We start from the raw sequence: 23,327 nt of genomic DNA on the forward strand, positions 1-23,327 counted from the left end.
GGTCACCGGCACTGACCCAACTGATTTAAGGGAGCATTGCTGTTAAATGATCGCAACATTGCGATTTGTTCTTCTCACCGCTTTAAGAGACCGGCTCTTTGCCGGTCTCTTTGCGTTGGTGGCTGTGGGATTTGCCATGGCGATCTACTTGGGCGATGCCGCGCTGGTTGAAAAAGGCCAGACAACGGTGGTGTATGCCGGGGGTGCGGCGCGCACCATACTCATTCTTGGCCTCATTATTTTTCAGGCATTTCATATTCAGCGCCTCTATGAAACCCGTGAAATCGAGGCGGTCCTCTCCCGCGCCATATCGCGGGAAGCGTTCATTGTCGCCTATTGGGCGGGCTTTGCCTTGGTGGCGGTGTTGCTCGCCGCGCCTATTATTGCTCTGGTGTTTCTCTTTCAGTCGTCGCTGGAAGGCGCGGTTTGGTGGGCGCTCAGCCTGGTGCTCGAAGCGTTTATTATCATTGCGTTTGCCATGTTTGCGGGGATCACGCTGGAAAAAGCAGTGCCAGCGGTGTTTGCAACCATTGGGTTCTATGGGCTTAGCCGCCTGATGAGTTTTTTTATGTCCATCAGCGAAGGGACAAGCCTGGACGGGGTGAACGTGATTACCGTTCCCTTAAGCGAGCTGGTTGCGTTGCTGGTCCCGCGTCTTGATCTGTTTGCGCAAACCCGGTGGCTGGTCTATGGCCCAGGTGACATTGATTCACTGTTTATTCTGATTGGTCAGACAGTGCTTTACGTTGGGCTTTTGTTGTTCGCGGCCATGTTTGATTTACGGCGAAAACGGTTTTGACCATGCGTAAAATTCTAGACCTGCGCAAAATCTGGATCTTCAACGGTCTGCTGATTGCCTTTGCTGTGGGGCAGGCCACGCTGTCGTGGACCATCCGGGATGTCCGCCCGACGCTCGGCATTCTGCCAGACTTACCCCAACAGCAGGCCGCTGAGGCTCTGGCGTTCGGCGATCATCAGTTCCTCTACCGGTATCTGGCGCTCACATTACAAAACGCGGGCGACAATGGCGGTCGGGTGACCCCACTGAAAAACTATGACTACGACAAAGTGGTGGCGTGGCTACGGCTGCTGGATGGCCTGGACCACAACTCCCATTGGGTGATCGCCATGGCCAATGGCTACTTTGGGCAGACCCAGACGATTGAAGATGTCGCGCCGATTGTCCGGTTCATGCAGGAAAATGTCGCGCACCGGCCAGACTTGAAATGGCCCTGGCTGGTGAATGCGATTCACTTGTCCCGGCACCGCTTAAAAAACGACTGGCTGGCCCTGGACGCGGCGCGGCAGTTAGCGACCTACGACTACCCCGAAATGAACGCGGCCTCCTTGCAGATGCCAGCACTTGTTCTGGATGATCTGCAGCAGTACGAGTCGGCTAAATACGAGATTGAAGCGTTGCGCGGTCTTGCCGGTCGAACCTTCAGGCCAGAGGAGAAAGCGTGGATGGCCGCTTTTGTTGATTTAATGGTCAGCCAGATTGAAGCTCAAAATGCTGGTCTTCAGTCTCAAAAATAGGATTCCCCTGGCTACAAGACCCACTTAAAAGTGAGGCATTTAGGGCTTTTTCAAGTCGCCAATGTGCTATGCTGAGAATGGTGTGTATTATCTAAAACACGCTGGCATTTGCTTAGCCTGTATGTTAGAAAATAAATGACTCGAGCAGCTATTCTATTGTTGAGAGCAATAAGCTCAATGCTCGCGTAACAGTTTTTAGGGGGACTATAATGTTAGGAATTACCCACGCAGGTAAGGCGGGTCAGTCAGGTTTTACCCTGATTGAAATGTCTATCGTTTTGGTAATTATTGGCTTGATCATCGGCGGCATCTTGAAGGGTCAAGAGATCATCGAAAGCAGCCGTCAGAAAAACGTCATCACACAAATTGACGCCGTGCGGGCAGCTATAAACACTTTTGCTGATAAATATAACGCTTTGCCTGGAGACTATGGTTCTGCTTCAACGCGCATTAGCGGCGCGCTTTCTGGGACTGATGGTAATGACAATGGTATTATTGGCGGAACAGTAGCTCTGACTGCTATCGCAAATTCTGGCGAAAACTTAGATTTCTTTAATCATCTCGCTGGTGCTGAACTTCTCTCGGGGACCACTATAGGGACGGTTGGCAGCGCTTTCGGCGATGGCGCGGCATTGCCTGCTGTTGCAGTTCCCGGTGCAGGCATGACCATGGCGTATTCTGACCATGCTGTGTTGGCAAGTTCCAGTCGTCAAACTCATTGGCTACGAGTTCATAAAGCCCCATCAACAACGATTTCTACTGCTGCTGCTAGCGGTGCCTTCACTGGTAAATCTCTATTCCAAATTGATCTTAAAGTTGATGATGGTGTTGGTTTTCAAGGAAACACTAGGGTATTAGAGACCAATGCTGCCTGCGCTACGGGTACAACCGGTCTTTACGTTGCTCTCGGGAATGATCAGTTTTGCACGGGGTACTTCGAACTCCTGCAATAGGTATTACAAATTATAATTCCATCATTAAGAGGCCTCCTGTGGGGGCCTCTTTCTTATTGTCACCACTATTCAAATCAACTAGCATCTTCTTACAATAATTGAAGCTCAGTTGTGCATATTCAGCACCACTTGCTAAATTAAATTTTGTAGCTGCATCTGCGGCTTGTTTGCTTGATAACATTGGGGGCAATAATGCTAGGCATTCATTCATTAAATCGAAATTCATCGCGTGGTTTTACGCTTATTGAGATGTCTATTGTTTTGGTCATTATTGGCCTGATTATCGGCGGTATCTTGAAGGGGCAAGAAATCATCGAAAGCAGCCGGCAGAAGAACATTATAACACAAATCGATGCCGTTCGGTCTGCTGTAAACACGTTTGCTGATAAGTATCAGGCGCTTCCTGGTGATTACAGGTTAGCTCAGACGCGCGTTCTTGCGGGCCTTAACGACGGTGACTCTGATGGTATCATCGGCGCTGCTACGGGTGTTGCAACGCTGGCCAACTTGAATTCTGTGACTGGTGCAGCCGACGAAAATCCGCATTTCTTTAACCACTTGGCCGCAGCTGAGCTATTGTCCGGCACAACCATTGGCGGTGCGACGAATACATTCAATGACACTTCTGCGTTCCCAGCCACCGCTATTCCTGGCACGGGCATGACGATGGCATATGGCCCTCACATTCCGCCAGCTAATACAAACGCAGCTCGGACCAGTCACTGGTTACGTATTCATAAGAACGCCGGCGGAAACGTCACGCAGGACGCTACTGGTGGGGCATTTACAGGCAAATCCTTGTTCCAAATTGATCTCAAAATTGATGATGGTTCAGCAGGAAATGGATCAACGCGTTCTGCTGGTGTAACATCGGCTGACTGTTCAACGGCTTATGATGCGCTTGGAAACACACAAGAATGCGTGGGTTATTTCGAATTGCTCAAGTAAGCTTCGAGCACACTATTACTGAGAAAAGAATTTGAAAGAGGCCCCCCAGTGGGCCTCTTTCTGCTTTTCAGGGTCGCTTAAATCTCGTACGATCAAAAGAACAGGCTTATGGGGCAAGCTTTGGGCGTTTGGATGGGGGTAACCTTAAGCTGACGTGTTAAGGCTTCAGTCTGCTGTTTTATGTTGGAGTCATGCCGCGTTTAAGTGGTACCCTCATTAAGATAGCAGGCGTTAAACTAGACGTGTTAATGGGGGATAAGCATGCTCGGCATATACACTTTGCCAAAGCGCAATCATCGGGGATTTACCCTGATCGAAATGTCGATCGTACTGATCATCATTGGCTTGATTATTGGTGGCATCTTAAAAGGCCAGGAAGTTATTGAAGCGTCCCGTCAGAAGGCGATCATTAACCAGATCGACGAAGTGCGTGCGTCTATCAATACCTTTGCAGACAAATACAGTGCTTTGCCCGGTGATTATTTGCGGGCTACGGAGCGTCTTCGTCCCGACATGATTGATGGCAGCGGCGATGGCATCATCGGTGTCGGTGATCTTGATGGTGTCAGTGAGGTGGCGAGCGAGCCCTCCAATACCGAAGAATACGTCGAGTTCTGGAATCAATTGGCGGCGGCCCGCCTTATTTCAGGAACACGCATCCTGACCAACTCAACGCCGGACTTCTTTGGCGAAGGTAGCCCGTTCCCAGAATCAGATATTCCAGGCTCCGGCATGACGGTTGTCTATGGCAACTATGATGTTGATACCAATATCGAACGCCGGACGCACTGGTTAAGGATTCAAAAAGCACTTGGTGAAGTCGGCCGGGCCACGGAGTCTATGTCACCAAAAATGATGTTTGAAATTGATGTCAAAATGGATGACAGCATCGGAACAGATGGCACCGTCCGTGTCGCAACCGGCAATGGCACACCCATCGGGTCATGCGTTGAAGATATCACGGGTGAGTACTATGCCTTTGACGACGAAGTGCAGTGCGTCGGCTATTTCGAGATGCTTGAGTAGGTTTCTATTTCTCTTGCGCAGGTCGTTTTTGCCTGCGCCATTTCTGACGGGCGCTTGAATAGCGCCCGTTGTGGTTTGTGGGCTATAGCGGCGGCTTTAAACTCCATTGGTTAGGCGAATGTCAAAAAGCAAACAAAGGATAACAAGATCAAAAACCACCTTGCATACTGCAGCCATGCTCGGTTTTGGCGGTATAGAATTGATCATAAATATTATTCTGATTGGCATCGTATTTATGCTTTTACTTAAGGCGGAAGCTGGCATTGATTACATCGGCGGCGTATTCACCGCGCGACGCATAGAAACGATTCAGCTGCTCGTGTTCAGCTATCGTGAAGATCATTCGTTTTTACCCGGAGACGACCCGCTCGCCCCCCGCCGTTTTCGGCGCGACGTTGCGCGCACCAAAACACTTTCCGGTAATTTTCGTGATCTCACCGATAACAGCGTCATTGATGGTGTTCTCTTGGATGATGACAATGAGGAAGGCGAGCAGTTCCGGGCCTGGCAAGACATGAGGTTCTCGGGAAAAATCGATGGCGACCCCGCGTTAACAGGCTTGGCCGCGTTGCCGAACAATCTCTTCGGCGGGGTTTACGCGTTCGATGGTGGCAACCTGGGTATGGAGGACGGCTCGCTTTGCTTAACGCGCCTTCCCGGATTGACCGCAGAAGTTATCGACCAACAACTAGATGATGGCGTTATCAATACCGGAAATGTGGTTTCCTCGTCCAAGTTGCCAGAAACCCCTGATCAAGATTTCGGTCATTACGATGAGCCGGACTCTGAGGCGTACGATCCGGATAAAAGATACCTGCTCTGTACGACCCAATTGCCGCTTTAAGCCCTCGAAAACCGCCACAGAGTAGTATAGGATTTACCCCATAAATCCGGTCATCTAGCGGGGGGACTGACATAATGGACGGAAATCAAACAGACGCGCCAACGGCGGGTGCCAAGCCAGCCCGTATGGGCGATCTCTTGGTCGAGCGGGGATTAATTTCCAAAGACCAGTTGGAAGTCGCCTTCCAGGAGAAAGAGAAATCCAACAAGCTCCTGGGTGAATTGCTCGTCGAGTTGGGCTTCATCACCGAACAGGCCCTCTCCGCGGTTCTTGCTGAAAGTTCTGGTTTCCAGCGCTTCGTTCCCGGATCAACGGTTGTCGAGGCAGAAGCCCTCAGTCATCTGCCTAAAGAAGCATCGCAACGCTATCGCGCGTTCCCGGTTTCCTTTGACGGCAAGAACCTCCGCTTGGCCATGGTGGATATTTATGACGTTCTCGCCATTGATAAGGTGAAACGCTTTTTCCCGGCGGGCACCGATATTACGCCGCTGGTGTGCTCCGACACCGAAGTTCAGCAGGCCATTGATCAGTACTACGGCCACGAACTTTCCATCGAGGGCATTCTTCGTGAGATTGAATCCTTAGAGGACGGTGACGAAGAAGAGGAAATGCAATACACCGAAGAAACCGAGGGCGGGTATCTCCATCCTTTGGTGCGACTGGTCAATGCCATTCTTTTGGATGCCATCAAAATGGGTGGCTCCGATTTGCACTTTGAACCAGAAGGCAACTTCCTGCGTTTGCGCTATCGTATTGATGGCGTGATGACCCAGATTCGAACGCTGCACAAGCGTCACTGGGGCGCCGCCTCTCACCGTATTAAGCTGATGGCGGGCATGAACATTGCGGACCGCATGAACCCGCAAGACGGGCGCTTCACCCTTGAAGTCGGCAGCCGTAAGGTCGATTTTCGTGTGTCATCGCTGCCGACCATTCATGGCGAAAACGTCGTGCTGCGTATTCTCGATAAATCGCAAGCCTTGGTCACCATTGATAAGCTTGGGTATACCGAACACAATTTTAATCTGATTGACCGCATGACCAAGCGGCCCGAGGGGATCATCATCGTCACGGGGCCTACGGGTTCGGGCAAAACAACAACCCTGTACGCCATGATGAATTACATCAACTCGCTGGATGTCAATATCATGACCCTGGAAGACCCGGTTGAATATGAACTTCAACTCATCCGGCAGGCCCAGGTTAGAGAAGGCAGTTCTTTAAGTTTCTCTGACGGTATTCGTACGCTTATGCGTCAAGACCCTGACATCATTCTCGTCGGTGAGGTGCGTGATTCTGGAACGGCGACCATGGCCCTGCGTGCGGCCATGACCGGTCACCAAGTTTACACCACCTTGCACACCAACGATGCTGCGGGTTGTATTCCGCGTCTCATTGACCTGGGTCTCAAACCAAGCCTTATGGCCAATAATATTATTGGTATTATCGCGCAGCGGTTGGTTCGTAAGCTCTGTGGTAAGTGCAAAGAGATGGTTACTGCGACGGAGGAGGAGTGCAAGCTTCTCAACGTTGATCCCGCTAATCCGCCGCAAATTGCAAAATCTGTGGGGTGTGATGATTGTCGTAAGTCTGGCTACAAAGGCCGTATTGCGGTTTCTGAAATCTTGCCCTTCAACGATGCCGTAGATGAATTGGTGCTGAAGGAAGCGCCGCTATCCCAGATCAAGGCTGCTGCGAAAGAAGCCGGTTTTGTGCCTATCGTTGATGATGCGACGACCAAGGTTTTGGCAGGAGTCACAAGCATAGCTGCCGCTATTAAAATCGTGGACTTCACGGATAGGCTTTAATCTATGGGTCAGTTTTCCTATCGCGCCATAAACAGTGCCGGGCGCACCGTTCGCGGTAAACTCAGTGCCAATAACGAGACAGATCTCTATCAGCAGTTAGAGCAGGTGAACCTGACTCTGATTGATAGCAAGGCCATCAAAGAAAAAGGCCTCGGTTCTGCGCTGGCCAGGGGTATATCCAACCGCGAAAAAATTCAGTTCTTTGTTCACCTGGAACAGCTGCAAGCTGCGGGTGTGCCGCTCATCGACTCTTTAACAGATGTGCGCGATAGCACGGATACGCCGCGTTTGCGGGACTTGACCTCTGAAATTCTGAGTGATGTCAGCCAGGGGGTTGCCCTCTCTACAGCTTTTGAGCGTCACCCAAAAGTTTTTGGTGAAATGTATGCGTCGTTGATCGCGGCCGGTGAGGAAAGTGGAAATCTAACAGCCTCCTTTCAGCATCTGACGCGCCACACCAAATGGGATGACGCCATTAAGCAGCGGATCAAGAAGGCCGCGCGTTACCCGGTTATCGTGTTGGTCGTGATCTCGCTTATGCTCGGGTTTATGATGACCTTTGTTGTGCCGGGTATTGTTGAATTTCTAAGGTCCAACGGCCAAGAGCTACCCCCTATTACTCTCGCGTTGATCGCCACCTCAGACTTCTTTGTGTCCAGTTGGTATGTTCTGCTGTTAACGCCAATCGTGATTATTGCAGTCATTTATACCGCCGTTAAATCGTCAGACCACATAGCCTACCTCGCATCCTGCTTTTCTTTGCGTATTCCTATTCTTGGTGATTTGTTTGCTAAGCTGGCACTTTCTCGGTTTTGTCACTTTTTTGCGGTGATGTTTCAAAGTGGGGTGCCAATTTTGCAGTGCTTGGAAACGGCCCAGCGTGTTGTTGCAAACCGATGCCTTGAAGAATCTATGAAACTGGTCAGGGAGCAAGTCCAGAACGGCGAGCCCCTGTCGGACGCAATGAGAAATTCTGGCCAGTTCCCCAGCCTGGTCTTACGAATGGTCAAAATCGGTGAGGACAGTGGTAATCTTGGCGGTGTGCTGGACAATGTGACGGACTTTTATGACAAGGATGTTGATGAAGGTATTGACGCCATGATTGGTATGATTGAGCCCGCGATGACGGTAATCTCTGGTGTCATCATGGGATGGATCGTTATTGGCGTTATGGGCCCAATCTACGATAGTTTGGGGAATCTCGGGACGTAAGGTCCAGGTCTCGAAAAGGGGGAAGGACGCATGGCAAAAAGCCAATTCGTTCTCAGTGTTGGTGACGATAACGTCGTCCTAACGAGAATAGTAAATAAGAAGGTCGTCAACGCGTGGCTGGCATCGCCAGATCCACAGCTTGCCCATGAAGAATTAGGCGAGGCCTTCGCCGAAGACAAAAAAGCGCCTGTTTCGGTTTTATTCGATACGCTCGATCAGTCTCGGGAAGAAGAAGAAATACCGAAGGTCAGTGTGCTTGACCGCAGAAAGGTTTTGGCGCGCCACATTAATATGGCGTTTCCAGGCAACAATCTTCGCGGCGCCAGGTTGATTGGGGACGGCAATAAACCGCGCACGCTTCGTTACGAATTTGCGTCTGTTCCTTTAGATGGGCGCGTTCCGGGTTGGGTGGATTTTGTCGAAAGCCTGCCGAATGAAACCCGTGGATTCTTTGCCATTGCATCTGAGAATGTCGATATTGTGCAATCGCTCATGCCAGATGACATTCCTGACGTTGAAGAGGGCAATCACTGGCGGCAGATTATTGGCGTAAACGCCACCGGCGGTTTCCGTCAGATAATCGAAAAAAACGGCGATCTCTGTTTGACCCGTCTCACGGCCGCGCCGCCACCGGAAACGCCACCGGAAGAGTTTGCGGACATGATCTTCCGCGATTTTCAGGCAACGGTTACCTACATTAAGCGCCTTGGGTATGTTGCAAGTGACACGCTAGATCTCGTTATTTTAACGGCACCGGATCATCGCGAGGCTATGGCCAATATTGATTGGAATGTGGCCCGTACGGTGACGATGAAAACACCGCATGAAGCGGCTGAGCAACTTGGCTTGGGATCTATTGGCCGGGAAGATCAACCCTTCTGTGATGTTCTGCATGCGGCCTGGTTTGCCTCAAAACGTGCGCCCGCTTTACCGCTGACCCGATCGGTTGCACTGGGAGATTCAAAAGATGACCTGCGCGATCTAGCCTACTTGGTTGCACCGTACGCGGCTGCTGCGAGCGTTGTTGGCTGTTTAGGGTGGATCGGCTGGACGCTGTACCAGACCTCAACTATTCAGTCAGATAGTGCCCGTCTCCAGTCTGAACTAAGTTCAGCTAAGACGGTGTTAGCCCAGGAAGAGGCCAAGCTGACAACGTTGCCCTATGACGCTGCAAACATGCGCAATGTCTTCGATGTACTCGACTCAATGAATGCAGGTGAGATTGACCTGACGCCTGTTCTGAATGGATTATTTACCTCACTCGATAGCGATGCGGTCGTCCTGGAACTGGTATTTTCTACTCAGAGCGACGCGCGCACCACGTCTGTATATACTGTCGATGTGCGTATGAAGCTTGATGACCTTATTACCACTGCGGATGAAGCTGTTCAGGTGGCCTCTGCGATAGAGACCCGATTAAAAGAAAACTTTGTTGAGGGGTTCCAAGTGGAGATGACTGTTGAGCCCGTCGCGGCACAGTCAGAAGAGGGTTTGTCTGGCGGTCTGTTCGAAGCAGAGGCATCAGCCGGTGCGACTCAAGGAGGTCGTGTGGATGAGGCATTCTATACTGAATTTCGAATTGCGAGGGTTGGACAATGAAATGGTCTGAAATTCCGATACCCGTCCTCGTTTCTAGCGGTATCATTGTATTTTTTCTGGTGGTCTTTGTTGGCTCCTTTCCGTTTCTCACCAGTAACTTAGAAGAAGCGCAGTCAGACAATCGGCGTCTGCAAAACGATCTGAGGTCAACGCAGGCCGCCATATCACGTGCTCAAGACGATTACACATTTGTGGTTGAAAATGAGCGCCGATTCGAAGAGGCAATGGCCAGTGATGAGATTGTTCCTCACACGCGCCGTGCGGCAGCACGTCAAATGCAGACGGTTGCCTTGGAAAATGGACTGACGGCGCTCAATTATAACTTTGCCGTTGCCGGCGGAAATCGTGGACGCAATGAGTCTTCTGCGAGTGCGACAGATGGCTACACCCTGCACGTTGAAGATATAGATCTTGATGTTGGCGCGCCGCTGGATCGCCCCATTTATGCTTTTATTGAAGATCTTGTGCGTAGCATCCCAGGAACTGCCATTATTAAAGAGTTCGAAGTCCGGCGTGCCGAGAACATTTCAACAGATATGTTAAATCGCGTGGCACAGGGAGAAAATTCAGGAATTGTCTCCGGGACCATGCAGTTTTCTTGGCGCACAGCACAGGCCAATAAAAAGGAAGATCAATGACTATTTTTGATCCTAACCGTAGGTTAGCGCGCGCGGGTCTTCTGGCGCTGGGACTAACACTTGCGTGTAGCCCGAGTTTTTCCCAGCAGACTGCGGACAGTCCAGATGAAACTCTGTCCGAAGCTGAAAACAGTGTTTTCGGTGCCTCAACTGTTCCCGATACGTTGATGTTCACAATTGATGAGCTGAATGAAATCCAAAGCCGTATTGCGGGCGGGGGCGTTACTGAAGAAGTGATCCGCACGGAAGCGATTGAGCAGGCAAATTTATTCCTGTCCTCAATTCTCTATTTTGGGCCGCGAGAATGGACGATTTGGGTCAATGGCTTGCCTATTGGCCCGGGTGAAGAGGTCGACTCCTTTGAAGTGGTAGATATCGATTCTTCTCACGTTGAGATGATCGTGCCGCTCAGTGCGACGGGTATGAGGCCTGTCCGCTTGGAGCCCAATCAAACCTTTATCAGTCAAACTGGACTTGTCTTAGAAGGGCAATGGGATTGACATCTGACAGTCTGTCGCCGCTGAGCGTTTCTCGAGTTTCTGCGTCCTACGGTAAAACACAAATCCTGACGGATATCAGCTTTCAGCTGAAAGCAGGCGAGGTCTTTGGGCTTATTGGTTTGAATGGCGCGGGGAAGACGACTCTTATTAGGTCGATTCTTTCGCTAGGCCAGTCTATCGGTGACGTTGAGTTCTTTGGTCAACCGAACCACGTTGCGTCTTCTCGCCGGAAAATGATCTATCTGCCAGAGAAATTTATGCCAGCGCCACAGTTGAACGGCTGGGAGCACCTGTCTTTGGTGCTGCGCTATTTCAACCAGCAAGTTGACCGTGACCGCGCCAAACACATCTCAGAAGGGCTGGGGTTTGATACAGCCGCCTTAAACCGCCGCGTACGAACCTATTCAAAGGGCATGGGACAGAAGCTTGGGCTGATCGGTGTTATTCTTGCTGATGTGCCGTTGATGATTCTGGATGAACCGATGAGCGGTCTCGATCCGAGATCCCGTGTTCTTCTGAAAGACCGCCTTCTTGAGGCGCGTGCGCAAGGTCGTACCGTGTTCTTCAGTTCTCACATTCTTGCAGACATTGAAGAAATTTGTGACCGGATTGGTATCATCCACGGGGGGCAGCTTATCTTTTTAGGCTCCCCCGTTGATTTTGTGACGCAATCAGATGCCACAAACCTTGAGCGGGCATTTTTGTCTGCCATTGATAAAAGCGAGGCGGCTGAGACCGGAAAGCCTCAAGCCGCCTGATTTTTTAGAGGATATCTTTGCGTCGCCTATAAAGAAAGTTTGGACGTATCGACGTCTTTCAGTCCGCCGCCCTCTCCTCCTGAAACTTGGGCCTGCTTCATCTGCAGTTTCAAATCACCTGCGTTGTCGGCTTCGCCAATAGCTGTTTCTTCTGAAATCTCACCGGCTTTCCAAAGCCTGAGAAGGGCCTGATCAAACGTTTGCATACCGTTGTGCTCGTTCTCAGCCATGATCTTTTTAAGCTCTTTGACTTCGCCCTTGCTGATTAGCTCTTTGATGTAGCCTTGGTTCAAAAGAATCTCCAGCGCGGCAGATCGACCACCAGAAATCTTTCTGATTAGCCGCTGTGAAATAATGCCCTTCAGGTTCAAGGAAAGATTCAACAACACCTGATGGTGCATTTCTTGTGGGAAGAAGTTCACCACCCGCTCAATAGCTTGGTTGGCGTTGTTGGCATGGAGGGTGGCCATGGCCAGATGGCCCGTCTCGGCAATATTGAGAGCATGTTCCATTGTTGTCATGTCGCGAATTTCACCGATGAGAATCACATCGGGATGCTGACGTAATGTGTTTTTGAGCGCGATATCAAACGAGTCCGTATCAACGCCAACCTCGCGTTGCGTAATCAGGCATTGCTTGTGCTCATGCACAAACTCCACGGGATCTTCGATGGTGATAATATGACCCGGTGCCGCTTCATTGCGGTGGCCGATCATTGAGGCGAGAGTTGTAGATTTACCCGAGCCCGTGCCACCGACCACAAAAATCAGGCCCCGCTTTTCCATGACAAGATCACCTAGAAGGCTGGGTAGTTTTAGATCGGCCAGCTTCGGAATTTCAGTCCGGATAATACGGGCGACAATGCCTGGCATTTGCCGTTGTCTGAACAGATTAAGACGGAAGCGGCCAACGCCATCCATGACCAGCGCCATATTAAACTCACCGGTCTCGTCAAATTCCGCTTTTTGTTTTTCGCTTAGGAACGATGAGATAATGCGGTCAACGTCGTCGGCTGATAGCGTTTCCCCCACGCTCTTAAAGCCATCGTCCCCGCGCAACATGGCGGGCGAATGAGCCGTGACGTAAAGGTCAGACCCACCAGGTCCGGCCAATTCTTTCAACCAACCCTCAAATTGAGCATCCGCCATGATTGTGTTCCCCTTCAGATAGAGAAGACCCTCTTGCGGGGTGCTTTCTCCGAAAATTGTGAATTAGAAGTTCCGTCTTAGAAAAATGATTTAGATTTTTTCGGTGCGGCTTCAGCGGCAGGGGGGGGCGTTGCGGGCGCTGCGGGCTTCGGTGCTGCTGGTTGTACAGCTAAAGCATCAGCGTCGTCATCGCTCGTCATAGCAACAACATCAGCGGCATCCTCTTCGCCAATTATCCCTTGCTCTGTCAATTGCTTCAACGCTTCATCCATGGTCTGCATGCCATAGCGTTGCCCCACTTGAATCATTGAATAAATCTGGGGAATCTTCGCTTCACGGATCAGGTTTCGTACAGCCGAGGTGCCAACCATAATCTCGTGCGCAGCCACACGACCGCCACCTTTTTTCTTCAGCAGCACTTGGCTGATCACAGCCTGGAGTGATCCGGCGATCATCGCCCGCACCATCCCTTGCTCACCGGCGGGGAACACGTCGATAATTCTATCGACCGTCTTTGCGGCTGAACTGGTATGCAGCGTGCCCATCACAAGGTGGCCGGTCTCAGCGGCTGTCAGGGCTAGAGAAATGGTTTCATGGTCGCGCATTTCGCCCACAAGGATGACGTCAGGATCCTCACGCAGTGCGCTTTTAAGCGCCCGTGCGAAAGAGTTTGTATGGCGTCCGACTTCACGGTGGTTGATCAAGGCATTCTTCGAGGAATGAACGAACTCAACCGGATCTTCGATGGTCAGAATATGCCGGTCCGTATTGGCATTCATGTAATCAATCATGGCGGCCATGGTGGTTGATTTGCCTGAGCCCGTTGGTCCGGTCACCAGCACCATGCCGCGTTCGGTTTCTGCGAAACGCTTAAAGATTTCCGGGGCGTTCAAGTCTTCCAAAGACGGAATTTTTGTTGGGATCTCGCGAAACGCCGCCGCTGCTCCGGTTGTTGTGTTGTAAGCGTTGACGCGAAACCGGGATTCTTCACCATAGGCAATGGCAAAATCGATTTCTTTTTCTGACTCAAAGTCCGAGCGCTGCTCCTCGGTCATGATCGAGTACAGCATGTTTTTAACGGTGTCAGGGTCGAGCTCGCCGGTTTTGATCGGCTTAAGCCCGCCGTCAATGCGCACCATAGGTTGTTTTGCGGAGACCAAATGCAGGTCAGAAGCTTTGTTTTTCTGGGCAAAGGCCAGGAGTTCAGTAATTTCCATGGAAGGGCTCCCCTTGGTGTCTTCTTAATGGTGTCTTTTAAATCAAGTGCCAGCTAGATGTATCACTACTTAGGTGCGCCACCAGTTATCTGCAAAAACACGTTGTGGCGGATCACGATGTTGGTTCGGTTACGTCTGTATGGATGGCCTACATTTGGGCGCGTAAATACCGCGCCCGTGCCCGCACGCCGTCCACTGACGTTTCAATAAAGATCGGCTGAAGCTCAAACAGCCGGATGAATTCACCATAATAAGCGACGGCCTGTGTTGGCCTGTTCAGGCGGTCAGCCAAAACGCCAGCGTTGAGGTGATACAAGGCAATGTCCGGTGCGCGCTGAATGGCGGCCCCCATGTAGGATAAGGCTGAGTCGTCTTGTCCCATCTTGCCTTTTAGGTCGGCCAGCATGGCCAGCACCGCAGGCTGATCAACACCGGAATTCGCCAAGAGTTCCAGACGGGCTGTTGCATCACCGATGGGCATGGCAGCGGTTGACTCCAGCACCCGTGTTAAAATGGCCGCGTTTTCTGGCTCGTTGATCAGAAATTGATCATACGCCGCTTCCGATTCTGGCATCCGCCCCAGGCGTTCGCTGGTCATGGCAATGCCGAGCAAGGCCAAGCGGTCATTTTCTTTATCTTTTAAGATCGCCTGGTATTTTTTCAGCGCTTCCGGGTAGCGTCCGGCTGCAAAATCCTTAACTGCGCGGTGGTAAGGCGTGTCTGTGTCTTCCGCCAAAACCGCATTCATGATCAGGCGGCGGGCATCGTCGCGCCAGGTGGTCAGAACTTTGTCGCGATAATCGGCCCGGCGTCCGTCTTCCGAGCTGTGATAGCGCTCGACGGCTTTCGGCCAGGATCCTTGCAGGCGATGCAACTGACGCAGGTAAGACGCGCCGTAGGCGACATTACTGGCTGGTTCAAAAGCATCTTCGAGGGAAGCAAAGGCGTCCGGGTGGTAGCGCAGATTCACCTGCATACAGCCCACGTCGATGCTGCGCAGGCCGTCTTCAATCAAGGCCCGCGTTGCGGCAACGGCTTCTTCCTTGCTGTCAAAATATTGCCCTTCGCCTGCGGCATTAATGGTCCATGGCCAGGCGACGCGGGTTCCGTTTTGACCAACACCGCGGCCAGATTCAACCAGGGAAATCGCAGCCAGTAAGCCCTGTGGAATGCGTTGCAGGCGTTCATTGGCTTGCACATAGCGTTGGCACACCGCCGCATCTGCTGCTGAGCCCCCAGCCGAACCCATGGATTGCGCCGCCACCGGCGCTGCCGACACGGCGGCCAAGGCGCAGGTTGCGGCCCCGGCAAGTGCCGCTAGCATATTGATTTTACGTGATAAAACGCGCTTGCCCATGCAGGCTGTCCCCCGTCAGCTCAGGCGTTGTGGATCCCTATGTTGGAATCTCTCACCGAGCCTAAATGCCCCAAAATCTAGGCCCTAGAGTGCCGCCAAATGAGGCAGAAGGCAAGGGAAAGGCTGAGGGGGATAGGCTCTCAAGCCGGATGAATATCAGGGGTTCCCGCATACGCCTGAACCGCATTGTTGAACGATAATCGGCGCAGATTTCCAACGCAAAATATCGTCAAAGTAAGTGTTTCCATCAATGTCTACAGGACTGTCTTGAACGAAACCATCTGTTGCTCCGTCTGAATTTTCGTCTTGATCGGCAGAGTTATAGCGATCTGTGCGCAAGGCACCGCTTTGAGAAGCCCTAGCATCGCTGCCATCTTGGCCAAAACTAAATAAAACGTAGGCAGCTACGCCTGTTACATTGTCTGATGGGTCTGATGCATCTGCAATGTTACCAACATCAAGTGTGCCAGCTGGATAGGTTGTGCCGGATCGATCCATACTATCGGCGAGATCAAGACCAGTTGTAACCCCGTAATAGAGCCTATTACCCCAAGCATCTATAGCGTCTGCTTCTGACAATCCGAGGGTAACCCAAGGAACGACGTTCTGGCCGCTATCAGCTCGACATGATGCTCCACCAGCATCGTCGGAGCACTGACTGATGTAAAATGCACCTGTATTTGTTTCCGAGCGACCGTCATTCCCGCTGCCAGTTACAAGAGAACCATCAGCAGGGCAGGGTAGACAGCTATGTTGAATTGTATACAGAAGTATTGCGTCTTCGACTTTTGTGAGTGTGTTTTCGGTTTCAGTCCGTTTTGCGTTCTGCAGCACCGGCCCAAGTGCCACCAATCCGCCGGACAGCAGCAACCCAATCACCACCAGCACGATGGAAATTTCAATCAGGGTAAATCCCCGCATTTGAGCCAAATATCCTTTGGACGCCATGTCCAGTTCCCCTTGTCGTCGCGCGGGATGCTACTATACAAAACCCCCGCAGCCCCCACATTCCGCACCTAACGCGAGAATGTCCGTCGTTCTTATAATATCTAACGGCTGAAACGTTAATTTCGTTTAAATTCAAACCGCAGTTTCGTCGATTCAGCTCCTTCACGCAAGGATTAGCATATGCTTAGGGGCTTTGAGCACTGATTCTGCGCGGGTATCTGCGGAACAATGAGGCGCACGGGCCTGCCTGTGCTAATAAGCGCTTATGTGGATCGATGTCGTTGATCTGAGAGACTTTTACGCTGCGCCGTTGGGTCGTCTGGCCCGCCGCGTGCTGCGGCGGCGTGTGCGCGATATATGGCCCGATGTTACCGGGCAGCGTGTGCTCGGTATTGGTTTTGCCACGCCCGTTTTGTCGCAATTTGATGAGGAAGCCGAGCGCGTGGTCGCCGTCATGCCCCCGTCCCAAGGGGTTATGCACTGGCCGGTTCAGGGCCCTGGGCGGGTCACGCTGGCGGATGATGACGCACTGCCGTTTCCGGATCGCATGTTTGATCGCATTGTGTTGGTGCATGCCCTTGAGGGCAGCGCGCATTTTCGCGATTTGCTACGCGAATGTTGGCGGGTTCTGGCCGATGGCGGAAAACTCTTGGTTATCGTGCCCAATCGGCGCGGCTTGTGGGCGCGCATCGAGCGCTCTCCCTTTGCCCATGGCCGGCCGTATTCGATGACTCAACTCAGCCGCACCTTGCGTGATGCCTTGTTTGCGCCGGTTGTCAAAACCACGGCGCTGTTTTTCCCACCGGTGTGGTGGCCGCTGTTTACGTCTTGGACTTTGGGGGTCGAGCGTATTGGCCGCCGCTTGTTTCCAACCATTGCCGGCGTAAATATTGTCGAAGCCACAAAGCAGATTTACGCAGCGCCCACCGAAGCGGCTGGCGCCCGCAGGTTGCGTGATTACATTCTGGTGCCCAGCGGCGCGTCTCCAGCAGGGGCGGCCTCTCGTTCTAAAGTTTCGCGTTCTCAAAGGGTGTTGAACCAATCGATCACGCGTGACGGCGGTTTTACTTAGCGGCGCAAAACAAAAATGGCCTGCTCGCTCAGTAAGTTGGCCATCGGACCCGTGGCGTCAAAGCTTTGCCGCTTGCCTTGGCCGTCCAGCGCAAACCCGGCTTCAATGGTCATCCCTAAGTCTTTCACCAACGCCAGAAAATCTTTGATGGTGCAGAGGTGAATATTGTCGGTGTCGTACCAGGTTTCCGGCAATGTGGGCGTGTTCGGCATGCGTCCCTTAAGCAGGAGGGCCAGTCTCACCCGCCAATGGCCAAAATTAGGAAAAGACACCACGGCGTGGGTGCCCAACCGCAAGAGCGCTTCCAGCACTTCTTTGGGATTGCGGGTGGCCTGCAAGGTCTGACTTAAGATCACGTAATCAAACGCATCGGCGGGGTAGTGTTTCAGATCTGTTTCCAAATCCCCCTGGACCACGGCTAAGCCCTGGCGTACGGCCCCGGTCACGCGGGCCATAGATAACTCCAGGCCGCGTCCATCCACCTCTTTGGTTTTGCGCAAGTATGACAGCAGCATGCCATCGCCGCAGCCCACATCCAGCACACGGCTGCCGGGTTTGATTTGGTCCGCCACCAATTGCAGGTCAATGCGAATGTTCTGTGGCACATTTTTTTGCGAGGTGTTTTGTGTTTGGGAGTCGGTCATGAACCTGCGTCCTCAACTTCATCCAAACCCACTGAGCGCGCGGCGCCATCCAAAAAGCCTTGCAGGGTGGCATGCAGTTCTGGTTCATCCAGCAGAAAGGCATCATGCCCTTTGTCAGACTCAACTTCGACAAAACTGACCTTCGCCGCGTTGGCATTTAAGGCATGCACAATCTCGCGGCTCTCTGATGTGGGGAACAGCCAATCCGAGCTGATCGACATGACGCAGAAGCGCACCGGGGTCTCTTTAAACGCATTGGCCAGATTGCCGTCATTTTCTTCGGCCAGATCGAAGTAATCCATCGCGCGTGTAATATAGAGATAGGAATTGGCATCAAACCGGTCCACAAAGGTCGAACCCTGGTGCCGCAGATAGCTCTCCACCTGAAAGTCAGCGTCAAAGCCATAGGTTAACTTTTCTCGGTCCTGAAGCCTGCGGCCAAACTTTCTCTGCAACGCGGGTTCCGACAGATAGGTGATGTGCGCCGCCATCCGGGCAACAGCCAGGCCCCGGTGTGGTGTTGTGCCTTCCTCCAGGTAATTACCTTGCCGCCAATCCGGGTCGGCCATAATGGCTTGCCGCCCCACTTCGTCGAACGCGATGTTTTGGGCGGAATGTCTGTAAGACCCGGCAATGGGAATAGCGGACACAACGCGCTCCGGGAATCGGTGTGCCCATTCCAGGGTTTGCAATGCGCCCATGGAGCCGCCGATCACGCAGAATATTTTCCCGACACCCAGTTGATCCAGCAGCCGGGCTTGGGCCTGGACCATGTCGCGAATGGTGATGACGGGGAACCGCAGCCCATAGGGCCGCCCAGTGTCCGGATTGATCTCTTTCGGGCCGGTTGACCCTAAGCACCCCCCCAGCACATTGGTCGCCACGACAAAATAGCGGTCTGTGTCAATCACCAGGCCAGGGCCCACCAAATGGCTCCACCAGCCCGGGCGTCCGCTTAACGGGTTGATGCCGGATACAAATTGATCACCGGTCAAGGCGTGACAAATCAGAATGGCGTTCGACTTGTCAGCATTTAATGTGCCGTAGGTCTGGTATGCGATTTGGACCGGTGCCAGAGAGACGCCAGATTGCAGCACAAGCGGGCCTTCCAGGGTCATCCTGGGAGCCAGAATATCTTCTGAGCCAGCTTGGGCGGTGTCTTTACCAATCACGAGTCAGGTATCCAATGGTGCATGTTATGTGTCGCGGATGTGTTGCTGAAACAGGCAAAACAGCCTTAAGCGACTGCTCTGTCAATGTTTTCTTTGATTTCCCTTTGATTTCACATGGTCATGCAACTAAGACTGAGCCGTTTTTTGGCCACCTTTGAAACGGATTAGGCATCATGGCGCTTCCTCAGCCCCGCGCCGGACTCATGGACATTCCGCTCTATGAGGGCGGCAAGTCGAGCCTCTCGGGGCGTGATCGGGTGATTAAACTGTCGTCGAACGAATGCGCGCTGGGGCCAAGCCCTGCCGCGCTCATTGCCTATGAAGCGGTGGCGTCTAAATTGACGCGCTACCCGGATGGCCATGCCAACGATCTTAAAACGGCGATTTCCGATGTGCATGCGTTGTCCGCAGACCGGTTGATTTGCGGTGCAGGGTCCGACGAACTCCTGGGGTTAGTGTGCCGCGCTTATGCGGGTCCGGGTGATGAGGTCATTCATACCGAACACGGCTTCCTGATGTACGACATCTACACGCGCAGTGTGGGAGCGACGCCGGTGGTGGTGCCTGAGACCGACCTGACAGCCGATGTGGATGCCATCTTGGATGCGGTGGCGGGGGCGACCCGCATTGTCTTTCTCGCCAATCCCAACAACCCGACTGGAACCGTTTTGCCGTCATCTGAAATCGCACGTCTCAGAGAGTCGTTGCGGGAAGATATCGTGCTGGTGATTGATGGCGCCTACGCCGAGTTTATGGACCCCGCTAAGTATGACGGCGGGCGCGCTCTGGCTGAGCAGACAGAAAACACGGTGATGACGCGCACGTTTTCTAAAATATACGGTTTGGCGAACTTGCGTGTTGGCTGGGCCTTTGCGGCCCGGTCAATTATTGAAGCGCTGGAGCGCATACGCAGTCCGTTTAACATCAACGGCGCGGCGCTCGCGGCGGCGGCAGCAGCTATGCGCGATGTTGATCACACCCTGCAGGCTCAGCAGCACAATACGAAAATGATGGGGGTTGCCGTGCAGCGTTTGCGCGGGCTGGGCTTGGATATCACAGGTGAATCCGGCAACTTCGTGCTGCCTAAATTCCCGCATGTGCCCGGTAAAACCGCTGCAGAGGCGGATGCCTTTTTGCAGGGCCAGGGCATTATCGTGCGCCGAGTCGAGAATTACGGTCTGCCAGATCATCTGCGCATTACCCTGGGCACGAACGAAGAAGTTGATGCCGTTCTGTCGGCCTTGACCCGCTTTATGGGAGGCCACGATGACTGATCTCAAAACAGACGCACTGTTTGAAAAAGCCGCCTTTATTGGCATTGGTCTGATTGGGTCCAGCATGATCCGTCGCATGGCGGCGGACGGTCTGGCCAAGGCGTTTGTGGGGTGCGCGCGGTCCGAAGCGACCCGAAAAGCTGCGATTGATCTTGGTTTGGTCTCTCAGGCGTTTGAGGATCCGGCGCTTGCCGTCGAGGGGGCTGATCTGGTTGTATTGGCCACCCCGATCGGGAGTTATGGCGCGATTGCCAAGGCCATCGCGCCAGCGCTGAAACCGGGGGCGATTGTCACCGATGTGGGTTCGGTCAAGCAGGCTGTTGTTGATGCGGTCTATGCGCACCTTCCCGAGCCTGCGCTGTTTGTGCCGGGCCATCCCATCGCAGGGACAGAGCAGTCAGGTCCCGAAGCCGGGTTTCCAGAGTTGTTCGATGGTCGTTGGACGATCTTAACGCCGACGGAGCATACGAATGCCGCAGCGCTGCTTAAGGTTACAGACCTTTGGACGGCTATGGGGGCGATGGTTGATAATATGACGCCGTCGCATCATGACCGTGTCCTGGCCATCACCTCCCATCTGCCGCATTTGATTGCCTACACCATTGTCGGGACGGCCACGGATTTGGAAGACGACTTGCGCCAGGAGGTGGTTAAATACTCCGCCTCTGGCTTCCGTGATTTCACCCGTATTGCGGCCTCTGATCCGGTGATGTGGCGTGATATTTTCCTCAACAACAAAGAAGCCACGCTGGACGTTTTACAGCGCTTTTCAGAAGACCTGACCGCCTTACAACGGGCCATCCGCCGCGGGGAAGGTGATGTTCTCGAAGACCTGTTTGAGCGCACCCGCAAAATACGCCGTGGCATCATCGATGCCAAACAAGCGGAGTAGGAGTCTTGACCATGGCGACAGACCTGACCCTTGTCATTGCCAACAAAACCTATTCGTCCTGGTCGTTACGGCCCTGGTTGGCCATGACTCACTTTGGGTTGGAGTTTGAGGAGGTCGTCATTCCGCTCCATCAGGAGGCGACGTCTGCTGAAATTCGCAAACACTCACCGGCGGGCAAAGTGCCGGTGCTGCATCATGGCGGCATCACCGTATGGGAATCGCTGGCGATCCTCGATTATCTGGCCGATGCGTTTTACGACAAACCCTGGTGGCCGACGGATCCCCATGCCAAGGCGCACGCCCGCACGATTGCCGCTGAAATGCATTCAGGCTTTGGGGCTTTGCGCAAAGCCATGCCAATGAACCTAGGTAAATCTTATGATGCCCGCGTGTGGGCTGAGGATGTGGCGAAGGACGTGCAACGTGTTCAAGACCTCTGGCGCGATGCCCGCGACCGGTTCGGGCAGGGCGGTGATTTCCTGTTCGGTGATTTCACCATTGCCGACGCCATGTATGCGCCAGTGGTGTCGCGGTTTAAAACTTATGCCGTGGATATGGATGAAACATCTCGTGCCTATTCAGCTTCTATTTTTAATCTCCCGGCCATGCAGAAATGGGTGGCAGAAGCCGCAGATGAGCCCTGGGTGATTGATGCGTACGGCCCGCCTGATTAGAGCGCAAGGTGACTTTGTTTTTACTGCCACGTCAGGCGCGGCAGAGTCATCATGTCAAACGGTCCAATGGAAAGCCTTTGATCTTGCACCGAAAGTGGCAGGCTGATCTCGGCTCTGCCGCTGTTGCTTGAATTTGATGAGAGCAGGTTGAGCACCATGAGGGCTGAGGCCGCCTGATTCCGGTCTAACATTCCTTGCTGTTGCATCGCGGTGAGCGTTTCTCCAAACCCGGTAATGCGTGTGGAAAAGGCGGCGATCGGCTGCAGATTCTCATCGAGGGCCAAGGTGCCATCACCGGCGATGGTCAGCGGTGGCCAGTCTAAAAACACGCGCCGCACTTCAAGGGCACCACCATTGGTACGCCACGCCTCAATGGCACCTTGAAGGCGTCCCGGCTGTATGTTGCCGACCAAGTCTGCTTCAAATTGGGCGGCTTTTATGGTGCGCGCAAATGGCGGTGCATTGATGGCCATGCGGATGTCGCGGCCAGATCCAGAGAACGCCATGGTGATGTCTGCATTATTGTTCTCGCTTAACCCTAAAGACAGGGCCAGCCGATCTGCGCCCACAATGGGGAGACCCTTGGGATCAAGAAATTCTGCGTCCTGAAATAAGATATCGCCGCGTTGCAGCCGACCCGCCGTATCGACGTCCAACACCATCTCGGTGTTGACGGTATTCAATACCCAAGGCGCCGTTGGCAATACGGGAGATGTCAGCCTGTGCTGGCCCGAGGCTTTAATCTGTACACGGGTTAAATCCAGGGCAGAGGGTGTAACGGTGAGGGGGCTTGCGACCCAGGTCCAGCCGCCGTTCTTAAGGGGTGCGGTTACACTTAAATTCTCAATGATCACTTCTGGCCATCGCGGAAACCCATTGAGCCGCGGTTCTTGCATGAAGATCGCCCAGCCAGCTTTCCGCTGCGCCTCAACCCACTCCGTACTCAGTGCGCGGACCCCAATGGCGAGTGACGCCCAAAGCGCGCCATACCCTAGGCTGCCGATTATCAGAACGGCAATTATGAGGGTGATCAGTGACTTTGAGGTGCTTTTGAACATGGTCGTTAAACTAGCATGGTTGACGGGCGGAATTGTGGCGCTAAAACCA

At 53.0% G+C, this 23,327-nt stretch carries 24 protein-coding genes; 16 read left to right on the forward strand and 8 right to left on the reverse strand.

Annotated elements, in window-relative coordinates; all coding sequences use genetic code 11:
* The first annotated feature begins 46 nt into the window (after nucleotides 1–46).
* From RIC29_13595 to RIC29_13605, 3 genes are all read left to right on the forward strand, one after another.
* Nucleotides 47–799 (forward strand): hypothetical protein, encoded by a 753-nt coding sequence (locus RIC29_13595; protein ID MEQ8735953.1) that lies wholly within the window; start codon nucleotides 47–49, stop codon nucleotides 797–799.
* A gap of 2 nt (nucleotides 800–801) precedes the next feature.
* Nucleotides 802–1,536 carry a hypothetical protein gene (locus RIC29_13600; protein MEQ8735954.1) on the forward strand — a complete coding sequence of 245 codons (735 nt, stop codon included), beginning with the start codon at nucleotides 802–804 and terminating at the stop codon, nucleotides 1,534–1,536.
* A 209-nt stretch (nucleotides 1,537–1,745) separates the two neighbouring features.
* The gene (locus RIC29_13605) at nucleotides 1,746–2,489 is read left to right on the forward strand and encodes a prepilin-type N-terminal cleavage/methylation domain-containing protein (protein MEQ8735955.1); all 744 of its coding nucleotides are present in this window, start codon (nucleotides 1,746–1,748) and stop codon (nucleotides 2,487–2,489) included.
* 10 nt (nucleotides 2,490–2,499) lie between these two features.
* On the opposite strand, the gene RIC29_13610 is transcribed toward RIC29_13605, so the two are convergent.
* Nucleotides 2,500–2,715: a hypothetical protein gene (locus RIC29_13610; protein MEQ8735956.1), complete on the reverse strand. Its 216-nt coding sequence runs from the start codon at nucleotides 2,713–2,715 to the stop codon at nucleotides 2,500–2,502.
* Between RIC29_13610 and RIC29_13615 the strand changes: the two genes are divergently transcribed.
* From RIC29_13615 to RIC29_13655, 9 genes are all read left to right on the forward strand, one after another.
* Complete coding sequence (locus RIC29_13615) at nucleotides 2,682–3,437, forward strand: prepilin-type N-terminal cleavage/methylation domain-containing protein (protein ID MEQ8735957.1); 756 nt, start codon at nucleotides 2,682–2,684, stop codon at nucleotides 3,435–3,437. The two genes, RIC29_13610 and RIC29_13615, sit on opposite strands and share 34 nt — an antisense overlap.
* A 261-nt stretch (nucleotides 3,438–3,698) precedes the next feature.
* Nucleotides 3,699–4,463 carry a prepilin-type N-terminal cleavage/methylation domain-containing protein gene (locus RIC29_13620; protein ID MEQ8735958.1) on the forward strand — a complete coding sequence of 255 codons (765 nt, stop codon included), beginning with the start codon at nucleotides 3,699–3,701 and terminating at the stop codon, nucleotides 4,461–4,463.
* A 118-nt stretch (nucleotides 4,464–4,581) separates the two neighbouring features.
* On the forward strand, nucleotides 4,582–5,307 hold the full coding sequence (locus tag RIC29_13625) for a hypothetical protein (protein ID MEQ8735959.1): 726 nt from the start codon (nucleotides 4,582–4,584) through the stop codon (nucleotides 5,305–5,307).
* Between the two features lie 74 nt (nucleotides 5,308–5,381).
* Nucleotides 5,382–7,115: an ATPase, T2SS/T4P/T4SS family gene (locus RIC29_13630; protein ID MEQ8735960.1), complete on the forward strand. Its 1,734-nt coding sequence runs from the start codon at nucleotides 5,382–5,384 to the stop codon at nucleotides 7,113–7,115.
* A 3-nt stretch (nucleotides 7,116–7,118) separates the two neighbouring features.
* Nucleotides 7,119–8,327 (forward strand): type II secretion system F family protein, encoded by a 1,209-nt coding sequence (locus tag RIC29_13635; protein MEQ8735961.1) that lies wholly within the window; start codon nucleotides 7,119–7,121, stop codon nucleotides 8,325–8,327.
* Between the two features lie 30 nt (nucleotides 8,328–8,357).
* Nucleotides 8,358–9,926, forward strand: a complete 1,569-nt coding sequence (locus RIC29_13640) for a hypothetical protein (protein MEQ8735962.1) — start codon at nucleotides 8,358–8,360, stop codon at nucleotides 9,924–9,926.
* The gene (locus RIC29_13645) at nucleotides 9,923–10,564 is read left to right on the forward strand and encodes a hypothetical protein (protein MEQ8735963.1); all 642 of its coding nucleotides are present in this window, start codon (nucleotides 9,923–9,925) and stop codon (nucleotides 10,562–10,564) included. Before RIC29_13640 ends, RIC29_13645 begins: the two co-directional genes overlap by 4 nt.
* Nucleotides 10,561–11,064, forward strand: a complete 504-nt coding sequence (locus RIC29_13650) for a hypothetical protein (GenBank protein ID MEQ8735964.1) — start codon at nucleotides 10,561–10,563, stop codon at nucleotides 11,062–11,064. Before RIC29_13645 ends, RIC29_13650 begins: the two co-directional genes overlap by 4 nt.
* Nucleotides 11,055–11,822: an ABC transporter ATP-binding protein gene (locus RIC29_13655; protein MEQ8735965.1), complete on the forward strand. Its 768-nt coding sequence runs from the start codon at nucleotides 11,055–11,057 to the stop codon at nucleotides 11,820–11,822. The genes RIC29_13650 and RIC29_13655 overlap by 10 nt, the downstream gene beginning before the upstream one ends.
* A gap of 26 nt (nucleotides 11,823–11,848) precedes the next feature.
* On the opposite strand, the gene RIC29_13660 is transcribed toward RIC29_13655, so the two are convergent.
* The 4 genes from RIC29_13660 to RIC29_13675 form a co-directional block, all read right to left on the reverse strand.
* Nucleotides 11,849–12,970, reverse strand: coding sequence for a PilT/PilU family type 4a pilus ATPase (locus RIC29_13660; protein ID MEQ8735966.1), 1,122 nt, complete (start codon nucleotides 12,968–12,970; stop codon nucleotides 11,849–11,851).
* Between the two features lie 77 nt (nucleotides 12,971–13,047).
* On the reverse strand, nucleotides 13,048–14,187 hold the full coding sequence (locus RIC29_13665; GenBank protein ID MEQ8735967.1) for a type IV pilus twitching motility protein PilT: 1,140 nt from the start codon (nucleotides 14,185–14,187) through the stop codon (nucleotides 13,048–13,050).
* 148 nt (nucleotides 14,188–14,335) lie between these two features.
* Nucleotides 14,336–15,544 carry a transglycosylase SLT domain-containing protein gene (locus RIC29_13670; protein ID MEQ8735968.1) on the reverse strand — a complete coding sequence of 403 codons (1,209 nt, stop codon included), beginning with the start codon at nucleotides 15,542–15,544 and terminating at the stop codon, nucleotides 14,336–14,338.
* A gap of 156 nt (nucleotides 15,545–15,700) precedes the next feature.
* Nucleotides 15,701–16,492 (reverse strand): type II secretion system protein, encoded by a 792-nt coding sequence (locus tag RIC29_13675; GenBank protein MEQ8735969.1) that lies wholly within the window; start codon nucleotides 16,490–16,492, stop codon nucleotides 15,701–15,703.
* Between the two features lie 265 nt (nucleotides 16,493–16,757).
* On the opposite strand from RIC29_13675, the gene RIC29_13680 reads away from it, so the two are divergent.
* On the forward strand, nucleotides 16,758–17,564 hold the full coding sequence (locus tag RIC29_13680) for a methyltransferase domain-containing protein (protein ID MEQ8735970.1): 807 nt from the start codon (nucleotides 16,758–16,760) through the stop codon (nucleotides 17,562–17,564).
* Here RIC29_13680 and metW read toward each other — a convergent pair.
* The gene (gene metW, locus RIC29_13685; GenBank protein MEQ8735971.1) at nucleotides 17,561–18,208 is read right to left on the reverse strand and encodes a methionine biosynthesis protein MetW; all 648 of its coding nucleotides are present in this window, start codon (nucleotides 18,206–18,208) and stop codon (nucleotides 17,561–17,563) included. The two genes, RIC29_13680 and metW, sit on opposite strands and share 4 nt — an antisense overlap.
* Nucleotides 18,205–19,326: a homoserine O-acetyltransferase gene (locus RIC29_13690; GenBank protein ID MEQ8735972.1), complete on the reverse strand. Its 1,122-nt coding sequence runs from the start codon at nucleotides 19,324–19,326 to the stop codon at nucleotides 18,205–18,207. Before RIC29_13690 ends, metW begins: the two co-directional genes overlap by 4 nt.
* A 227-nt stretch (nucleotides 19,327–19,553) precedes the next feature.
* Here RIC29_13690 and hisC point away from each other — a divergent pair, with 227 nt between their 5' ends.
* Genes hisC through RIC29_13705 form a run of 3 tightly spaced genes read left to right on the forward strand, consistent with a single transcriptional unit; the run spans nucleotide 19,554 to nucleotide 22,220 of the window.
* Nucleotides 19,554–20,654 (forward strand): histidinol-phosphate transaminase, encoded by a 1,101-nt coding sequence (hisC, locus tag RIC29_13695; protein MEQ8735973.1) that lies wholly within the window; start codon nucleotides 19,554–19,556, stop codon nucleotides 20,652–20,654.
* On the forward strand, nucleotides 20,647–21,546 hold the full coding sequence (locus RIC29_13700) for a prephenate/arogenate dehydrogenase family protein (protein MEQ8735974.1): 900 nt from the start codon (nucleotides 20,647–20,649) through the stop codon (nucleotides 21,544–21,546). The genes hisC and RIC29_13700 overlap by 8 nt, the downstream gene beginning before the upstream one ends.
* Nucleotides 21,547–21,557: 11 nt before the next feature.
* Nucleotides 21,558–22,220, forward strand: coding sequence for a glutathione S-transferase family protein (locus RIC29_13705; protein ID MEQ8735975.1), 663 nt, complete (start codon nucleotides 21,558–21,560; stop codon nucleotides 22,218–22,220).
* 20 nt (nucleotides 22,221–22,240) lie between these two features.
* Here RIC29_13705 and RIC29_13710 read toward each other — a convergent pair whose 3' ends face one another.
* Complete coding sequence (locus tag RIC29_13710) at nucleotides 22,241–23,278, reverse strand: DUF2125 domain-containing protein (protein MEQ8735976.1); 1,038 nt, start codon at nucleotides 23,276–23,278, stop codon at nucleotides 22,241–22,243.
* Nucleotides 23,279–23,327 lie beyond the last annotated feature (49 nt).

Source organism: Rhodospirillaceae bacterium (assembly GCA_040219235.1).
GTDB lineage: Bacteria > Pseudomonadota > Alphaproteobacteria > Rhodospirillales > Rhodospirillaceae > WLXB01.